The following is a 14,236-nucleotide window of genomic DNA, read 5'->3' as shown; positions in this document are numbered from 1 at the left end:
GTCAGCAGAGCCTGAGAATCCCGTGAAAGCCGTCACCAGCGCGTTTCAGGCCCCGCACAAGCCCAGCAGCATCCCCCCGATAAGGTCGACGACCGTGGCGAACAAGAACATTCCCGACTCCGGCTTCTCCGACGACGACGGCTCGGCCGACCCCCGGCTGAGCGCGGCGCTCGCCGCGTGGGCCGAGGACCGCACCGCCGTGGGCCCGGTCCTGGCAGCCCTCAAGGGCGCCCGGCTCCTCGTCCCCGTGGTGGCGGTGCTGGGCGAGGTGGAGGAGGGCGAGAACGGGCTGCGTCGCGAGAAGACCAGCGACATGGCCGTCCCCACCCTGAAGGCCGGCGGCCGCACCGCGCTGCCCGCCTTCACGTCCACCGGCTCCCTCGCCCGCTGGGACCCCGAGGCCCGCCCGGTCGCCGTCCCCCTGCACCAGGCGCTGCAGGCCGCCGCGCACGAGAAGGCGGACACGGTCGTCCTCGACCTGGCCGGACCGGTCGCCTTCGAACTGACGGGGCCGACGCTGCTGGCGCTCGCCGAGGGCCGTACGACGACCGACCCGCTCGCCGACCCGGCGGTGGTCGCGGCGGTACGGGCCGCCGTGGCCGCCGAGCCGGAGGTCCTCCGCGCCCACCTCGGGCCCGGGCAGGCCGACGGCACCCTCGCTCTCGTCCTCGACCCGGCCGCCGCCCCCGCCGAGGCCGCCCGTGCGGTGGCCCGGCGTCTCGCCGCCGACGAAACACTGAGGGCCCGCCTGGTGCGCGGTCTCGACCTGGCACTGCTGCCGGCCGGGACGACGCCTCCGGGCGAGCCCCTGTACGTGAAGAGCTGAATCGCGCGAAAGCCGGGGAGCGCGAGAGCCGGGGAGCGCGAAAGCCGGGGAGCGCGAGAGCCGGGTCAGCCGTAGATCGGGCCCGTGTACTTCTCGCCCGGCCCCTGGCCCGGCTCGTCCGGGACGAGCGACGCCTCGCGGAACGCGAGCTGGAGCGACTTCAGGCCGTCGCGCAGCGGCGCGGCATGGAAGGAGCTGATCTCGGTCGCGCTCGCGTCCAGCAACCCGGCGAGGGCGGTCACCAGCTTGCGGGCCTCGTCCAGATCCTTGTACTTGTCGCCCTCCTCGGTCAGGCCGAGCTTCACCGCGGCGGCGCTCATCAGGTTCACGGCGACCGTCACGATCACCTCGACGGCGGGGACCTCGGCGATGTCGCGGGTCATCTCGTCGAAGTCGGGGGAACCGGCGGCGCCGGGGGTCTCGGCGGAGCCGGCGGGGGAGGTCTCACTCATGCAGGACACGATAGGCGCAGGGCAGGACGGGTCCCGTACCGAGGCTCGATTCGCCGTTCCTGGCGCGGGCTGCTAATCTCGTGTAACGACCGGTCGGACACGCGTGCGTCCCAGCAGGCGGGCCCGGCCCACAAGTGGAGACTCCGAGCTCCCACCCGACTGTCCTCCGGGACGGCGGGTCACCCCGGTCAGGCGGCCACCATCGTTCCGTACGGACGATGGAGTCGCCCGGTAGTGCGCCCCGCGATCCTCGCGGCGGTGCTCCGGTAGTGCTTGGAGCCCCGCGTGTGATCGTTCGGGGCATTTTTTGTGCTTCGGCGTGGTTATAGGTCTAACGAACACAGACGTTACGCGGCCGTCCGCCAGACCGCCGCGTGGTGCTACCGAGGAGGATCCATCAGCGCCGAGCCCCGCATCAACGACCGGATTCGCGTTCCCGAGGTGCGACTTGTCGGTCCCAGTGGCGAGCAGGTGGGCATCGTCCCCCTGGCCAAGGCACTGGAGCTTGCGCAGGAGTACGACCTGGACCTGGTCGAGGTCGCGGCGAACGCCCGCCCGCCGGTCTGCAAGCTCATGGACTACGGGAAGTTCAAGTACGAGTCGGCCATGAAGGCCCGTGAGGCGCGCAAGAACCAGGCGCACACGGTCATCAAGGAGATGAAGCTCCGGCCGAAGATCGACCCGCACGACTATGACACCAAGAAGGGTCACGTCGTCCGGTTCCTCAAGCAGGGCGACAAGGTCAAGATCACGATCATGTTCCGCGGTCGTGAGCAGTCCCGCCCCGAGCTGGGCTACCGACTGCTGCAGCGTCTCGCGGAGGACGTCCAGGACCTCGGGTTCATCGAGTCGAACCCGAAGCAGGACGGCCGAAACATGATCATGGTCCTCGGTCCGCACAAGAAGAAGACCGAGGCCATGGCCGAGGCCCGTCAGGCGCAGGAGGCCCGCAAGGCCGAGGCGAAGGCCAACCCGGGCCGTTCGCAGAACGCCGCGGACACCGACGCCGTGAACGCCGAGGCCGACGCCGAGGCCCCTGCCGAGGCTTCCGCCGACGCGTGATCCGAGGGACGTCAGTCCCACGGACCCAACCGATACAAGCGACGTTCCACCGTGCCCGGTTTCACGACCGGGCACCGGAACGCCACCGACGAGGAGAGAACGGCGCTATGCCGAAGAACAAGTCGCACAGCGGTGCCAGCAAGCGCTTCAAGGTCACCGGCTCCGGCAAGGTGCTCCGTGAGCGCGCCGGCAAGCGCCACCTGCTCGAGCACAAGTCGTCCCGCGTGACGCGTCGCCTCACCGGCAACGCCGAGATGGCCCCGGGCGACGCCGCGAAGATCAAGAAGCTTCTCGGCAAGTGACGCAGCGGCGCCTGATCCCTTGATCACCGCGCGCCGTACGTCTGGACCGGGACCCCATCGATTCCGGGCCGTGTGACCACGAACCACGGCCCCGCTACAAGGAGTTAAACAAGTGGCACGCGTCAAGCGGGCAGTCAACGCCCACAAGAAGCGCCGGGCGATCCTCGAGGCGGCCTCCGGCTACCGCGGTCAGCGTTCGCGCCTGTACCGCAAGGCCAAGGAGCAGGTCACCCACTCGCTGGTCTACAACTACAACGACCGCAAGAAGCGCAAGGGCGACTTCCGTCAGCTGTGGATCCAGCGCATCAACGCTGCGGCCCGTCAGAACGGCATGACGTACAACCGCCTCATCCAGGGTCTGAAGGCCGCGAACATCGAGGTCGACCGCAAGATCCTGGCCGAGCTGGCCGTGAACGACGCCACCGCGTTCGCCGCGCTGGTCGAGGTCGCGCAGAAGGCCCTGCCGGCGGACGTGAACGCGCCCAAGGCCGCGTGACGCTGCGCTGGCTCTAGGCCGACGTGAAAGGACCCGCAGGTTTCGCCTGCGGGTCCTTTGCTGCGGACGCCATGGCCGCCGGTCGGCCGCGGGCCCGCTGTGGCCGGTCGCGCAGTTCCCCGCGCCCCTGGGAAGTCCACTCAGGTCGGCCCCCGGTCGACCCCGTCGCCGAAGGTGAGCCAGTACATGTCCTCCGCCAGCCCCGAGCTGATCTCCCCCCGCTCTCCCCGGGTGTCCGCCGCGCGGCGGCTCGCCCGGCGGAACTTCCGGGGGAAGGAGCGGCTGTTTCTCGCGGAGGGGCCGCAGGCCGTGCGGGAGGCGGCCGCGCACCGGGCCGACGGCGACGCGACGCTCGTGGAGCTGTTCGCCACGGTCGAGGCCGCGGAGCGGTACGCGGACATCATCGGGGAGGCGCGAGGCGCCGGCGCCCGGGTGCACCTCGCCGACGAGCAGATCATCGAGGACATCTCCACCACCGTCACCCCGCAGGGGCTCGTCGGGATCTGCCGGTTCCTGGACACGCCCTTCGAGGAGATCCTCACCGCCCGGCCGAAGCTGGTCGCCGTGCTGGCCCATGTGCGCGACCCCGGGAACGCCGGCACCGTCCTGCGCTGCGCCGACGCCGCCGGGGCGGACGCCGTGGTCCTCACCGACGCCTCCGTCGATCTCTACAACCCCAAGGCCGTCCGCGCCTCCGTCGGGTCGCTGTTCCATCTGCCCGTCGCCGTCGGGGTGCCCGTGGAGCGGGCCGTGGCCGGGCTGAAGGAGGCCGGGGTGCGGATCCTCGCCGCCGACGGCGCCGGGGACGACGACCTCGACGACGAGCTCGACAAGGGCACCATGGGCGGGCCCACCGCCTGGGTGTTCGGCAACGAGGCCTGGGGACTCCCCGAGGAGACCCGCGACCTCGCGGACGCCGTCGTACGGGTTCCGATCCACGGGAAGGCCGAAAGCCTGAACCTCGCGACCGCCGCCGCCGTATGTCTCTATGCATCGGCCCGTGCACAGCGCGCCTCCGGAGGGTGCCGCTCCGTCACCGAGAGCTAGTAGGGTGACCAGCTCGGGGGCCCCTCAGTCGGCTGAGAGGTGGGGTACGGGGAATGAGCGTCGGCATGAGCAGTACACGGGATGCACAGGCCGTGCCGCCCACGCCACGGCCGGCCGGTGACCTCGCCGGACTCGGCATCGACCCCGACGACCTGCCCGACGGACTCGTCGTCGCCGACGAGCACGGGCACGTGATCTGCTTCAACGCCGCCGCCCAGCGCATCACCGCGATCCCCGCCGCGGACGCCCTCGGACAGCGCCTCGACAAGGCCCTGCCATTAGAGGACCTCGAAGGCCGCCGCTGGTGGCAGCTGACCGACCCCTACGGCGGCCTCGCCATCCGCGTCGGCCAGCCCGAGCGCAACCTGCTGCTGCCGGGCGGCCGCGAGGTGCTCGTCACCGTCCGGTACGTCCGGACCGAACCCACCGGCCCCGTGCGCCGGGTCGTCGTCTCGATCCGCGACACCGAGGCCCGCCGCCGCACCGAGCGCAGCCACGCCGAGCTGATCGCCACCGTCGCCCACGAGCTGCGCTCGCCCCTCACCTCCGTCAAGGGCTTCACCGCCACCCTGCTCGCCAAGTGGTCGCGGTTCACCGACGACCAGAAGCGGCTGATGCTGGAGACCGTCGACGCCGACGCCGACCGGGTCACCCGGCTCATCGCCGAACTGCTCGACATCTCGCGCATCGACTCCGGACGGCTGGAGGTGCGCCGCCAGCCCGTCGACATAGGCGCGGCCGTAGGACGGCACATCCAGGCCTACGTCGCCGCAGGGCAGCCCGCCGACCGGTTCCTGCTGCGTCTCGTGCAGCCGCTGCCCGACCTGTGGGCCGACCCCGACAAGGTCGACCAGGTCCTCAGCAACCTCATCGAAAATGCGGTGCGCCACGGCGAGGGAACCGTCACGATCGACATCACGCCCACCGCGTCCCCCCGGGAAGGGGAGGACACCGGTACGTCGGTCACCGTGAGCGACGAGGGCGCAGGCATCCCGGAGGAGTCCATGAACCGCGTCTTCACCCGCTTCTGGCGGGGCAGCAAGCGCGGCGGCACGGGCCTCGGGCTGTACATCGTCAAGGGCATCGTCGAAGCCCACGGCGGCACCATCACGGTCGGCCGCGCCCCCGGCGGCGGCGCCGAGTTCCGATTTACGTTGCCCGTGGGCGCCCCCGCGTATCTCACCTGAGAACCGGCCCAGCCGCCCGCGGGCGCATGCGTGTACCTCCACCCCGTTAGACTCGGCCTTTGGCACCTTTGTGTCCCATGGACGGCCCTCTGACCTCTGCGTGAGTCGGTGACGGGGACCTTCAGCCACCCAATCGGAAGCACGGGAAGAGATGTCGGCACCGAATAAGTCGTACGACCCTGTAGAGGTCGAGGCCTTGAAACCGGAAGAGATCGAGCGCATGCGGGACGAGGCGCTCGCCGCCTTCGCCGCCGCGGACTCCCTCGAAGCGCTCCAGGAGGCGAAGGTCGCCCACACCGGCGGCTCCTCCCCGCTGGCCCTCGCCAATCGCGAGATCGGCGCCCTGCCCCCGCACGCCAAGGCCGCCGCCGGCAAGCTCGTCGGCCAGGCCCGCGGCGCCGTGAACAAGGGTCTCGCCGCGCGCCAGGAGGAGCTGGAGGCGGAGCGGGACCAGCGCGTGCTGGTCGAGGAGGCGGTGGACGTCACGCTGCCCCACGACCGGGTGCCCGCCGGCGCCCGGCACCCGCTCACCACGCTGTCGGAGCGCATCGAGGACGTCTTCGTGGCCATGGGCTACGAGGTCGCCGAGGGCCCGCAGGTCGAGGCCGAGTGGTTCAACTTCGACGCCCTGAACATCGGCCCGGACCACCCGGCCCGCGGCGAGGCCGACACCTTCTTCGTACAGGGCCCTGAGGGCGGCACCGAGTCCGGTGTCGTGCTGCGCACCCACACCTCGCCGGTGCAGATCCGCTCGCTGATGGAGCGCGAGCTGCCGGTGTACGTGATCTGCCCCGGCCGCGTCTACCGCACGGACGAGCTGGACGCCACGCACACCCCGGTCTTCCACCAGGTCGAGCTGCTCGCCGTCGACGAGGGCCTGACGATGGCCGACCTCAAGGGCACCCTGGACCACATGGTCCAGTCGCTGTTCGGCGAGGGCATGAAGACGCGGCTGCGGCCGAACTTCTTCCCCTTCACCGAGCCGTCCGCCGAGATGGACATGGTGTGCTACGTCTGCCGCGGCGAGTCCGTCGGCAACCCCGACCGCCCCTGCCGCACCTGCTCCAGCGAGGGCTGGATCGAGCTGGGCGGCTGCGGCATGGTCAACCCCAAGGTGCTGGCCGCCTGCGGCGTCGACCCGGAGAAGTACAGCGGGTTCGCCTTCGGGTTCGGCATCGAGCGGATGCTGATGTTCCGCCACAACGTCGAAGACATGCGAGACATGGTCGAGGGTGACATCCGGTTCACTCGGCCGTTCGGGATGGAGATCTGATGCGGGTCCCGCTTTCCTGGCTGCGGGAGTACGTCGACCTGCCGGCCACCGAGACCGGCCGTGACGTGCAGGCCAAGCTCGTTTCCGCCGGCCTTGAGGTCGAGACCGTCGAGCAGCTCGGCGCCGACCTCAAGGGCCCGCTCGTCGTGGGTCAGGTGCTGACCATCGAGGAGCTGGAGGGCTTCAAGAAGCCCATCCGCTTCTGCACGGTGAACGTGGGCACGGCCAACGGCACCGGTGAGCCGCAGGAGATCGTCTGCGGCGCCCGCAACTTCGCCGTCGGCGACAAGGTCGTCGTCGTCCTCCCGGGCGCCGTCCTCCCCGGCAACTTCGCCATCGCCGCGCGCAAGACGTACGGCAAGACGTCCCACGGCATGATCTGCTCCGGCGACGAGCTGGGCATGGGCGACGACGGCAGCCACGGCATCGTCGTGCTGCCGCCGGAGACCGAGGTCGGCAAGGACGCCATCGAGCTCCTGGAGCTGGTCGACGAGGTCCTGGACATCGCCGTCACCGCCAACCGCGGCGACTGCCTGTCCATCCGCGGCGTCGCCCGCGAGACCGCCATCGCCTACGGGCTGCCGCTGCGCGACCCCGCCCTGCTCGACGTACCGGCGCCGAACGCCTTCGGCTACCCGGTGCAGGTCTCCGAGCCGATGGGCTGCGACCGCTTCACCGCCCGCACCGTCACCGGTCTGAGCCCCGAGGCGCGCTCCCCGATCTGGCTGCAGCGCCGGCTCCAGAAGGTCGGCATGCGCCCCATCTCGCTCGCCGTCGACATCACCAACTACGTGATGATGGAGCTCGGCCAGCCGCTGCACGCCTACGACCGTTCGCTGGTCCAGGGCGCCATCGGCGTCCGCCGGGCCGGTGAGGGCGAGCAGATCGTCACCCTCGACGGAGTGACCCGCAAACTGCACGCCGAGGACCTCGTCATCACCGACGACCGCGGTCCCATCGGCCTCGCCGGGGTCATGGGCGGCGCCGACACCGAGATCGCCGACCTCCCCCAGTCTCGACTTCGCTCGACCGGGGGGACCCCCACCGCCGCCGAGAACGGCGGGAACACCACGACCGACGTCGTCATCGAGGCCGCCCACTTCGACGCGGTGTCGATCGCGCGCACGGCCCGTCGCCACAAGCTGTCCTCCGAGGCGTCGCGCCGCTTCGAGCGCGGCGTCGACCCGGCTGCCGCCGCGGCCGCCGCCCAGCGCACGGTCGACCTGCTGGTGCTGCTCGCCGGCGGTACGGCCGACGCGGGCGTCACGGAGATCATCGCCCCGTCCGCGCCGCACACGATCAGCGTCCCGGCGGACCACCCGGACAAGGTCGCGGGCGTCGTCTACGGCCGGGAGACCGTCGTCCGTCGCCTCCAGGAGATCGGCTGCGACGTCTACGGGCAGGACGAGCTCATCGTCACCGCCCCGTCCTGGCGACCCGACCTCGTCGAGGCCAACGACCTCGCCGAGGAGGTCATCCGGCTGGAGGGCTACGAGAACCTGCCCTCCACGCTGCCCAAGCTCCCCTCGGGCCGCGGCCTCACCCACCGCCAGCGCCTGCACCGCCGCGTCGGCCGTGCCCTCGCCGGGGCCGGCTACGTCGAGGCGCCGAACTACCCGTTCATCAGCGAGCAGGTCTTCGACCAGCTCGGTCTGGACGCCGACGACCCGGCCCGCCGCGTCGTCAAGCTCACCAACCCGCTGAGCGACGAGGAGCCCGCGCTGCGCACGTCGCTGCTGCCGGGCCTGCTCGGCGCCCTGCGGCGCAACGACGGGCGGGGCAGCCACGACCTGGCGCTGTTCGAGACCGGCCTGGTCTTCCTCCCGCGCGAGGAGGCCGGCGTCGCCGGTCACCTCCCGGTCGACCGCCGGCCCACCGACGAGGAGCTGGCCTCGCTCGACGCCGTGCTGCCCGAGCAGCCGCGCCATGTCGCCGCCGTCCTCGCGGGCGCCCGCGAGCAGGCCGGCTGGTGGGGCAAGGGCCGTCCGTCGGACTGGGCCGACGCGATCGAGTCGGCGCGGGCCGTCGCCCGTGAGGCCGGGGCCGAGCTGATCGTCCGCAGCGGTCAGTACGGGCCGTGGCACCCCGGTCGCTGCGCCGAGCTCGTCGTGATCGTCGAGGGCGCGGAGCGGGTCGTCGGCCATGCCGGTGAGCTGCACCCGCGGGTGCTGAAGGCGCTGGGGCTGCCCGCGCGGACCTGCGCGATGGAGCTGAACCTCGACGTCCTGGAGCAGGTCGGCGACGACACGCCGCAGGCGCCCAGCATCTCCACGTTCCCGGTGGCCACGCAGGACGTCGCCCTCGTCGTGGACACGTTCGTGCCGCACGCCGAGGTCGAGGCCGCGCTGCGCGAGGGCGCGGGCGAACTGCTGGAGGGGATCCGGCTGTTCGACGTCTACGAGAACGCGGATCAGCTCGGTGAAGGGCGGAAGTCGCTGGCGTACGCGCTGCGCTTCCGTGCGGGCGATCGGACTCTGACCGTCGACGAGGCGTCGGCCGCCCGGGATGCCGCCGTTGCTCTTGCGGGCGATCGGACCGGGGCAGTGCTGCGGGGCTGACACAACCCCTGAGCGGCAATCGGACCGGCCTTTCGGGGCCGGTCCGATTCTGCTTCTACGGGCGCGGAGAACTGCGCGACCAGTCGACACCGCACCGGTAGCCTCCGGCCGAACCCGCGGAGCCAATCGCCGGGCCGCCGCTTTTCGAGGGGGAGCCGACGGCCCGGCGAACCTCTTGCGAGGCATTCCAGTCAACCGGCCGGAAACGCTCTGCGACAGCGCGCACACCCTGCGGATGCGCGCACTCCGTTCACACCCCGTGTGAGGACGGACCCACTACGCTGACGGCACCGAGGTACCGGGGGGCCACCCATGCAGCCCAACACTCTGCTCGACGCGATCCTGGACGAGGCGGGCATCTCGCACGCGGGGCTCGCCGCCCACGTCAACCAGGCCGGCCGGGCCCGCGGACTCGCGCTGCGGTACGAGCACACGGCGGTGGCGCGGTGGCTGAAGGGCCAGCGGCCGCGGGGCCAGGTGCCCGACCTGATCTGCGAGGTGCTCGCCACCCGCCTGCACCGGCCGGTCACCCTCGACGACATCGGTCTCGGCGTGCCGGGGGAGCCGTCCAGCCCGCACGGCACCTCGCTGTCCGGCTTCGTCGAGCGGGCCACCGCCCTGTGGCGCTCCGACGAGCAGCAGCGCCCGCACATCCTGGGCGCGCCCGCCGTCACCGGCACGCCGGCCGTGATGCCGGTGTGGGAGTGGGAGAACCCGCCGGAGGACGTGGACGTCTCCCGCGGCGGCCGGCATCGCGTCACCTCCGCCGACATCGAGATGCTGCGCGCCGCCCGCGCCCACTACGAGCAGATGTACCGCAAGGCCGGCGGCATCGCGACCCGCAGCCGGATCGTCGGCTTCCTGAACGCGGAGGCCGCACCGTTACTGCGGGGCAGCTACGCCGACGAGACGGGCCGTCAACTGCACCGGGCCACTGGCGGGTTGGTCGCCGTCGCCGGAATCTGCGCCTACGACTCCGACGCGCACGGCCTCGCCCAGCGCTACTTCCACCAGGCGCTGCGGCTGGCAAAGGCCAGCGGCGACCGGGGACTCGGGGCGTACGTCATCGCGCTCCTCGTCAACCAGTCGCTGTTCATGCGGGAGTACCGGCAGGCCGTCGCCTTCGCGGAGGCCGCGCTGCGGGCGGCGGGCCCGCACATCACGCCCGCGCTCGCCTCCGACCTGTACGCGATGCAGGCCAAGGCGTACGCCCACCTAGGCGACGGCACGAGCGCCCTGTCGTGCATCCGGCGGGCGCAGACGGCCGCCGAACGCATCCGGCCAGGACGCGAGCCCGACGAGACCGGCTATGTCCAGCCGGGCCTGGTCAACGTCCAGGTGGCGGAGGCGCTGCTCAGTCTCGGCGACCTCGCGGCGGCCGCCGAGCATGCCGCGGCGGCCGTCGACAACCCGTCGCACGACCGGGGGCGGGTGCACCGGCTCGCCATGCTCAGCACGATCGAACTGCGGCAGGGCGACACCGACAAGGCGGTGGTCACCGCCGTGCGGATGGCCGAGCAGGCGCGGGGAATGGAGTCCCAGCGCGTGCGCGACAGACTTCGGGCGGTGCGCGAACACCTGGTCCGCAGCGGCTGCGCCGGCACGGCCGAGGCCGCCGAACTCATCGACGGGGCGCTGCGCGTACCGCTGTAGGCGGAGTATGACGGGGTAGCCGGACACAGGTAGCTACGCCGACGCTGCATAGTTCCTGCTGCGATATTGCCACTTACTCGACGGAAGGTGGCAGAACCGTGCAGTGGACGAAACAGAACGAACAAACTGTGTATGAAAACCGCTGGTTCAGCGTCAACCTGGCAGATGTGGAGTTGCCGGACGGCCGGCATCTCGATCATTTCCTCATCCGGCTGAGGCCCGTCGCGGTGGCGACGGTCGTGAACGAGGCCAACGAGGTCCTGCTGTTGTGGCGCCACCGCTTCATCACCGACAGCTGGGGGTGGGAACTCGCGGCGGGCGTGGTCGAGGACGGTGAGGACATCGCCCGCGCGGCCGCCAGGGAACTCGAGGAGGAGACCGGCTGGCGACCGGGGCCGCTGCACCACCTGATGAGCGTGGAGCCGTCCAACGGGCTCACCGACGCCGTCCACCACATCTACTGGTCGGACAGGGGCGAGTACGTGGGACACCCGGTGGACGACTTCGAGTCGGACCGCCGGGAGTGGGTCCCCCTCGAGCTCGTTCCCGACCTGGTCGCCCGAGGGGAGGTCCCGGCCGCCAACATGGCGGCCGCGCTGATGTTGCTGCACCACCTGAGGCCCGCTGTCGCACCCTAGTGGGCCAGGGCCTGCCAGACCGTCACGACCAGTGCGCCGACGGCGGTGAGGGCGGCGATGGCCGGCAGCGGCCAGCGTGCGTGTTCCAGCGTCACTATGCGGGTGCTCAGTTCGTCGATCTCCTTGGCGGATTCCTCGGTGCGGTGCGTCAGCAGAGCCAGCCCGCCCTCGACGCGGGCGTACGCCACATCGAGCCGGCGCCGTAACTCTGCGAGTTCTCCATGGACGACGGGATGCTCGGGATCGGCGGTCACGTGTCCGCTCCTTTCCGTAGTCGTCTCACACCCCTTGCATGGGCATGATGAGTCAACTCGCCTGGTGGGCCGACGGGGAGCGTGTGCGCCGGGCATATGCGGGCCCGGTGCGCACACGGTGGGTGAAGCGAACGGGCCCGGCACTCCGAAGAGCGCCGGGCCCGCGGCGAACACGGTGGGTCATCAGTACGTGTAGAAGCCCGAGCCGGTCTTGCGGCCCAGCCGGCCCGCGTCCACCATGCGCTGAAGCAGCGGGGGAGCGGCGTACAGCGGCTCCTTGTACTCGTCGTACATCGACTGCGCGACCGAGGCGACGGTGTCCAGGCCGATCAGGTCGGACAGCTTCAGCGGGCCCATCGGGTGGGCGCAGCCCAGCTCCATGCCGTTGTCGATGTCCTCGCGGCTGGCGATGCCCGTCTCGAACATCCGGATCGCGGAGAGCAGGTAGGGGATCAGCAGCGCGTTGACGACGAAGCCGGAGCGGTCCTGGGCGCGGATCGCGTGCTTGCCGAGCAGCTTCTCGGCGAACAGCTGCGCCCGGCCGAGCGTGCCCTCGGAGGTGGTCAGCGCCGGGATCAGCTCGACGAGCTTCTGCACCGGGGCCGGGTTGAAGAAGTGGATGCCGACGACCTGGTCGGGCCGCGAGGTGGCGACCGCCAGCTTCACCAGCGGGATGGAGGAGGTGTTGGAGGCGAGGATCGCGTCCGGGCGGGTCACGACCTGGTCGAGGACCTGGAAGATCTCGGTCTTGACCTGCTCGTTCTCGACCACGGCCTCGATGACCAGGTCGCGGTCGGAGAACTCGCCGAGGTCCGTGGTGAAGCTGAGGCGCGCCAGCGTCGCGTCCCGCTCCTCCTCGGAGATCTTGCCGCGTTCGGCGGCCTTGGACAGGGAGTTGAACAGCCGGGTACGGCCGATCTCCAGGGCTTCGCCGGTGGTCTCGGCGACCTTGACGTCGAGTCCGGCGCGGGCACAGACTTCGGCGATGCCCGCCCCCATCTGGCCGCAGCCGACCACGCCGACCCGTGAGATGTCTCCCGCTGGGGTGCCCGTCACATCGTCCCTTTCGCCGTGCTGACTCTGATGGCTGTGACAGGTCCGCCGGATTCCGGTCGGCCTGCTCCGATCGTGCACGTTACTAGCAGGTATCGATGATCGATCGCCGGGGTGGGGGCATGCTGGGCCCCGATACGATCCGTGACCGAGCGGATCCGCGGAGTATGTGGGGATGTGTGCGATGGGGCGACTGACCCGGCGGGCGTTCGCGCTGGCAGCGCTGTCGGCGTTCACTACGACGGGGGCGGCGGCCGCTCCCGTGGGGGAGCGGCGGACGACGGACGAGCGGGGGGCGACGACCGAGATGCGGGGGATGTGGCTGGCGACGGTCACCAACCGCGACTGGCCGTCCCGCACCGGACTGACCGCCGCCGCGCAGCGCAGCGAGCTGATCGCCTGGCTCGACCTGGCGGTGCGCAGACGGCTCAACACCGTCGTCCTGCAGGTGCGGCCGACGGCCGACGCCCTGTGGCCCTCGCCGTACGAGCCGTGGTCGCAGGTCCTCACCGGCGTCCAGGGCAAGGCGCCGGGCTGGGACCCGCTGGGCACGGCCGTCACGGAGGCCCATGCGCGGGGTCTGCAGCTGCACGCCTGGTTCAACCCGTACCGGGTCGCGGTCCACGACGACCCCACGAAGCTCATCGCCTCCCACCCGGCCCGCAGAAATCCGGACTGGGTGGTGCCGTTCGGCGGGAAGCTCTACTACAACCCGGGGCTGCCCGAGGTCCGCGCCTTCGTCGAGGACGCGATCCTCGACGCCGTGAAGAAATACCCCCTGGACGCCGTGCACTTCGACGACTACTTCTACCCCTACCCGGTGGCCGGCCAGAGCTTCGACGACGACGCCGCGTACGACGCCTACGGCGGCGCCTTCACGAGCCGGTCCGCCTGGCGGCGCGACAACATCGACAAGCTGGTGCTGGAGACGGCCGCCCGGATCAAGGCCGTACGGCCCGGCACCCAGTTCGGGATCAGCCCGTTCGGCGTGTGGCGCAACGCCTCCACCGACTCGCGCGGCTCCGACACCCGGGCGCTGCAGTCGTACGACGACATCCACGCCGACACCCGCAAGTGGGTGCGGGAGGGCTGGATCGACTACGTCGTCCCGCAGCTCTACTGGAACATCGGCCAGTCGGCCGCCGACTACGCCACCCTCGTGCCCTGGTGGGCGGAGGTGGCGAAGGGCAGCCGCACACGGCTCTACATCGGCGAGGCCCTGTACCGGGCGGGCGACCCGACCCAGCCAGCCGCCTGGCAGGACCCGGCGGAACTGTCCGACCACCTCGACCTGGCCGCCGCGCACCCGCAGGTGCGCGGGCATGTCTTCTTCGCCGCCAAGGACGTGAAGACGGACCGGATCGGGGCGATGGCGCGGGTGGTCGCCGACCACTACCAGCAGTCGGCGGAGCCCCCGCGCTGATCTGCCGTCGGC

The 14,236-nt window shown here is 71.2% G+C and carries 14 protein-coding genes; 11 read left to right on the top strand and 3 right to left on the bottom strand.

The window, feature by feature from the left end; all coding sequences use genetic code 11:
* Positions 1–94 precede the first annotated feature (94 nt).
* A complete protein-coding gene (locus tag ACIBAF_RS04725) occupies positions 95–826 on the top strand; it encodes an SseB family protein (protein ID WP_399461654.1) in 732 nt (243 codons plus the stop codon).
* Between the two features lie 65 nt (positions 827–891).
* Here the strand turns inward: ACIBAF_RS04725 and ACIBAF_RS04720 are convergent, their stop codons facing one another.
* A complete protein-coding gene (locus ACIBAF_RS04720; protein ID WP_399461653.1) occupies positions 892–1,278 on the bottom strand; it encodes a DUF1844 domain-containing protein in 387 nt (128 codons plus the stop codon).
* Positions 1,279–1,674: 396 nt separating this feature from the next.
* On the opposite strand from ACIBAF_RS04720, the gene infC reads away from it, so the two are divergent.
* From infC to ACIBAF_RS04675, 9 genes are all read left to right on the top strand, one after another.
* Positions 1,675–2,340: a translation initiation factor IF-3 gene (gene infC, locus ACIBAF_RS04715; RefSeq protein WP_399461850.1), complete on the top strand. Its 666-nt coding sequence runs from the start codon at positions 1,675–1,677 to the stop codon at positions 2,338–2,340.
* 107 nt (positions 2,341–2,447) lie between these two features.
* Positions 2,448–2,642 (top strand): 50S ribosomal protein L35, encoded by a 195-nt coding sequence (gene rpmI / locus ACIBAF_RS04710; RefSeq protein WP_004933563.1) that lies wholly within the window; start codon positions 2,448–2,450, stop codon positions 2,640–2,642.
* Positions 2,643–2,754: 112 nt separating this feature from the next.
* Positions 2,755–3,138, top strand: coding sequence for a 50S ribosomal protein L20 (gene rplT, locus ACIBAF_RS04705; protein ID WP_057580434.1), 384 nt, complete (start codon positions 2,755–2,757; stop codon positions 3,136–3,138).
* 186 nt (positions 3,139–3,324) lie between these two features.
* Positions 3,325–4,185, top strand: a complete 861-nt coding sequence (locus ACIBAF_RS04700) for a TrmH family RNA methyltransferase (protein ID WP_399461652.1) — start codon at positions 3,325–3,327, stop codon at positions 4,183–4,185.
* A 53-nt stretch (positions 4,186–4,238) separates the two neighbouring features.
* The gene (locus ACIBAF_RS04695; RefSeq protein ID WP_399461651.1) at positions 4,239–5,372 is read left to right on the top strand and encodes an ATP-binding protein; all 1,134 of its coding nucleotides are present in this window, start codon (positions 4,239–4,241) and stop codon (positions 5,370–5,372) included.
* Between the two features lie 151 nt (positions 5,373–5,523).
* On the top strand, positions 5,524–6,645 hold the full coding sequence (pheS, locus tag ACIBAF_RS04690) for a phenylalanine--tRNA ligase subunit alpha (protein ID WP_399461650.1): 1,122 nt from the start codon (positions 5,524–5,526) through the stop codon (positions 6,643–6,645).
* Positions 6,645–9,203 (top strand): phenylalanine--tRNA ligase subunit beta, encoded by a 2,559-nt coding sequence (locus ACIBAF_RS04685; RefSeq protein ID WP_399461649.1) that lies wholly within the window; start codon positions 6,645–6,647, stop codon positions 9,201–9,203. The genes pheS and ACIBAF_RS04685 overlap by 1 nt, the downstream gene beginning before the upstream one ends.
* A gap of 312 nt (positions 9,204–9,515) precedes the next feature.
* Positions 9,516–10,856 carry a transcriptional regulator gene (locus ACIBAF_RS04680; protein WP_399461648.1) on the top strand — a complete coding sequence of 447 codons (1,341 nt, stop codon included), beginning with the start codon at positions 9,516–9,518 and terminating at the stop codon, positions 10,854–10,856.
* A gap of 98 nt (positions 10,857–10,954) precedes the next feature.
* Positions 10,955–11,494, top strand: a complete 540-nt coding sequence (locus tag ACIBAF_RS04675) for an NUDIX hydrolase (protein WP_399461647.1) — start codon at positions 10,955–10,957, stop codon at positions 11,492–11,494.
* On the opposite strand, the gene ACIBAF_RS04670 is transcribed toward ACIBAF_RS04675, so the two are convergent.
* Together ACIBAF_RS04670 and ACIBAF_RS04665 are read right to left on the bottom strand one after the other, a co-directional pair.
* The gene (locus ACIBAF_RS04670) at positions 11,491–11,748 is read right to left on the bottom strand and encodes a hypothetical protein (RefSeq protein ID WP_399461646.1); all 258 of its coding nucleotides are present in this window, start codon (positions 11,746–11,748) and stop codon (positions 11,491–11,493) included. The genes ACIBAF_RS04675 and ACIBAF_RS04670 overlap by 4 nt on opposite strands.
* A gap of 183 nt (positions 11,749–11,931) precedes the next feature.
* Positions 11,932–12,804, bottom strand: a complete 873-nt coding sequence (locus ACIBAF_RS04665; RefSeq protein ID WP_399461645.1) for a 3-hydroxybutyryl-CoA dehydrogenase — start codon at positions 12,802–12,804, stop codon at positions 11,932–11,934.
* 181 nt (positions 12,805–12,985) lie between these two features.
* On the opposite strand from ACIBAF_RS04665, the gene ACIBAF_RS04660 reads away from it, so the two are divergent.
* Positions 12,986–14,224: a glycoside hydrolase family 10 protein gene (locus ACIBAF_RS04660; protein WP_399461644.1), complete on the top strand. Its 1,239-nt coding sequence runs from the start codon at positions 12,986–12,988 to the stop codon at positions 14,222–14,224.
* Positions 14,225–14,236: the final 12 nt, after the last annotated feature.

Origin of the sequence: Streptomyces sp. NPDC051677, from assembly GCF_044453465.1 — a bacterium.
GTDB lineage: Bacteria > Actinomycetota > Actinomycetes > Streptomycetales > Streptomycetaceae > Streptomyces.
The sequence above is the reverse complement of the archived record's forward strand: the minus strand, read 5'-3'. Positions and strand labels throughout refer to the sequence as shown.

Bases quoted from the DNA above. Each gene is read 5' to 3' on its own strand.
- pheS (WP_399461650.1), top strand. From the start codon at position 5,524: ATGTCGGCACCGAATAAGTCGTACGACCCTGTAGAGGTCGAGGCCTTG.
- ACIBAF_RS04685 (WP_399461649.1), top strand. From the start codon at position 6,645: ATGCGGGTCCCGCTTTCCTGGCTGCGGGAGTACGTCGACCTGCCGGCC.
- ACIBAF_RS04695 (WP_399461651.1), top strand. From the start codon at position 4,239: ATGAGCGTCGGCATGAGCAGTACACGGGATGCACAGGCCGTGCCGCCC.
- rpmI (WP_004933563.1), top strand. From the start codon at position 2,448: ATGCCGAAGAACAAGTCGCACAGCGGTGCCAGCAAGCGCTTCAAGGTC.
- ACIBAF_RS04700 (WP_399461652.1), top strand. From the start codon at position 3,325: ATGTCCTCCGCCAGCCCCGAGCTGATCTCCCCCCGCTCTCCCCGGGTG.
- ACIBAF_RS04720 (WP_399461653.1), bottom strand. From the start codon at position 1,278: ATGAGTGAGACCTCCCCCGCCGGCTCCGCCGAGACCCCCGGCGCCGCC.
- ACIBAF_RS04680 (WP_399461648.1), top strand. From the start codon at position 9,516: ATGCAGCCCAACACTCTGCTCGACGCGATCCTGGACGAGGCGGGCATC.
- ACIBAF_RS04660 (WP_399461644.1), top strand. From the start codon at position 12,986: ATGGGGCGACTGACCCGGCGGGCGTTCGCGCTGGCAGCGCTGTCGGCG.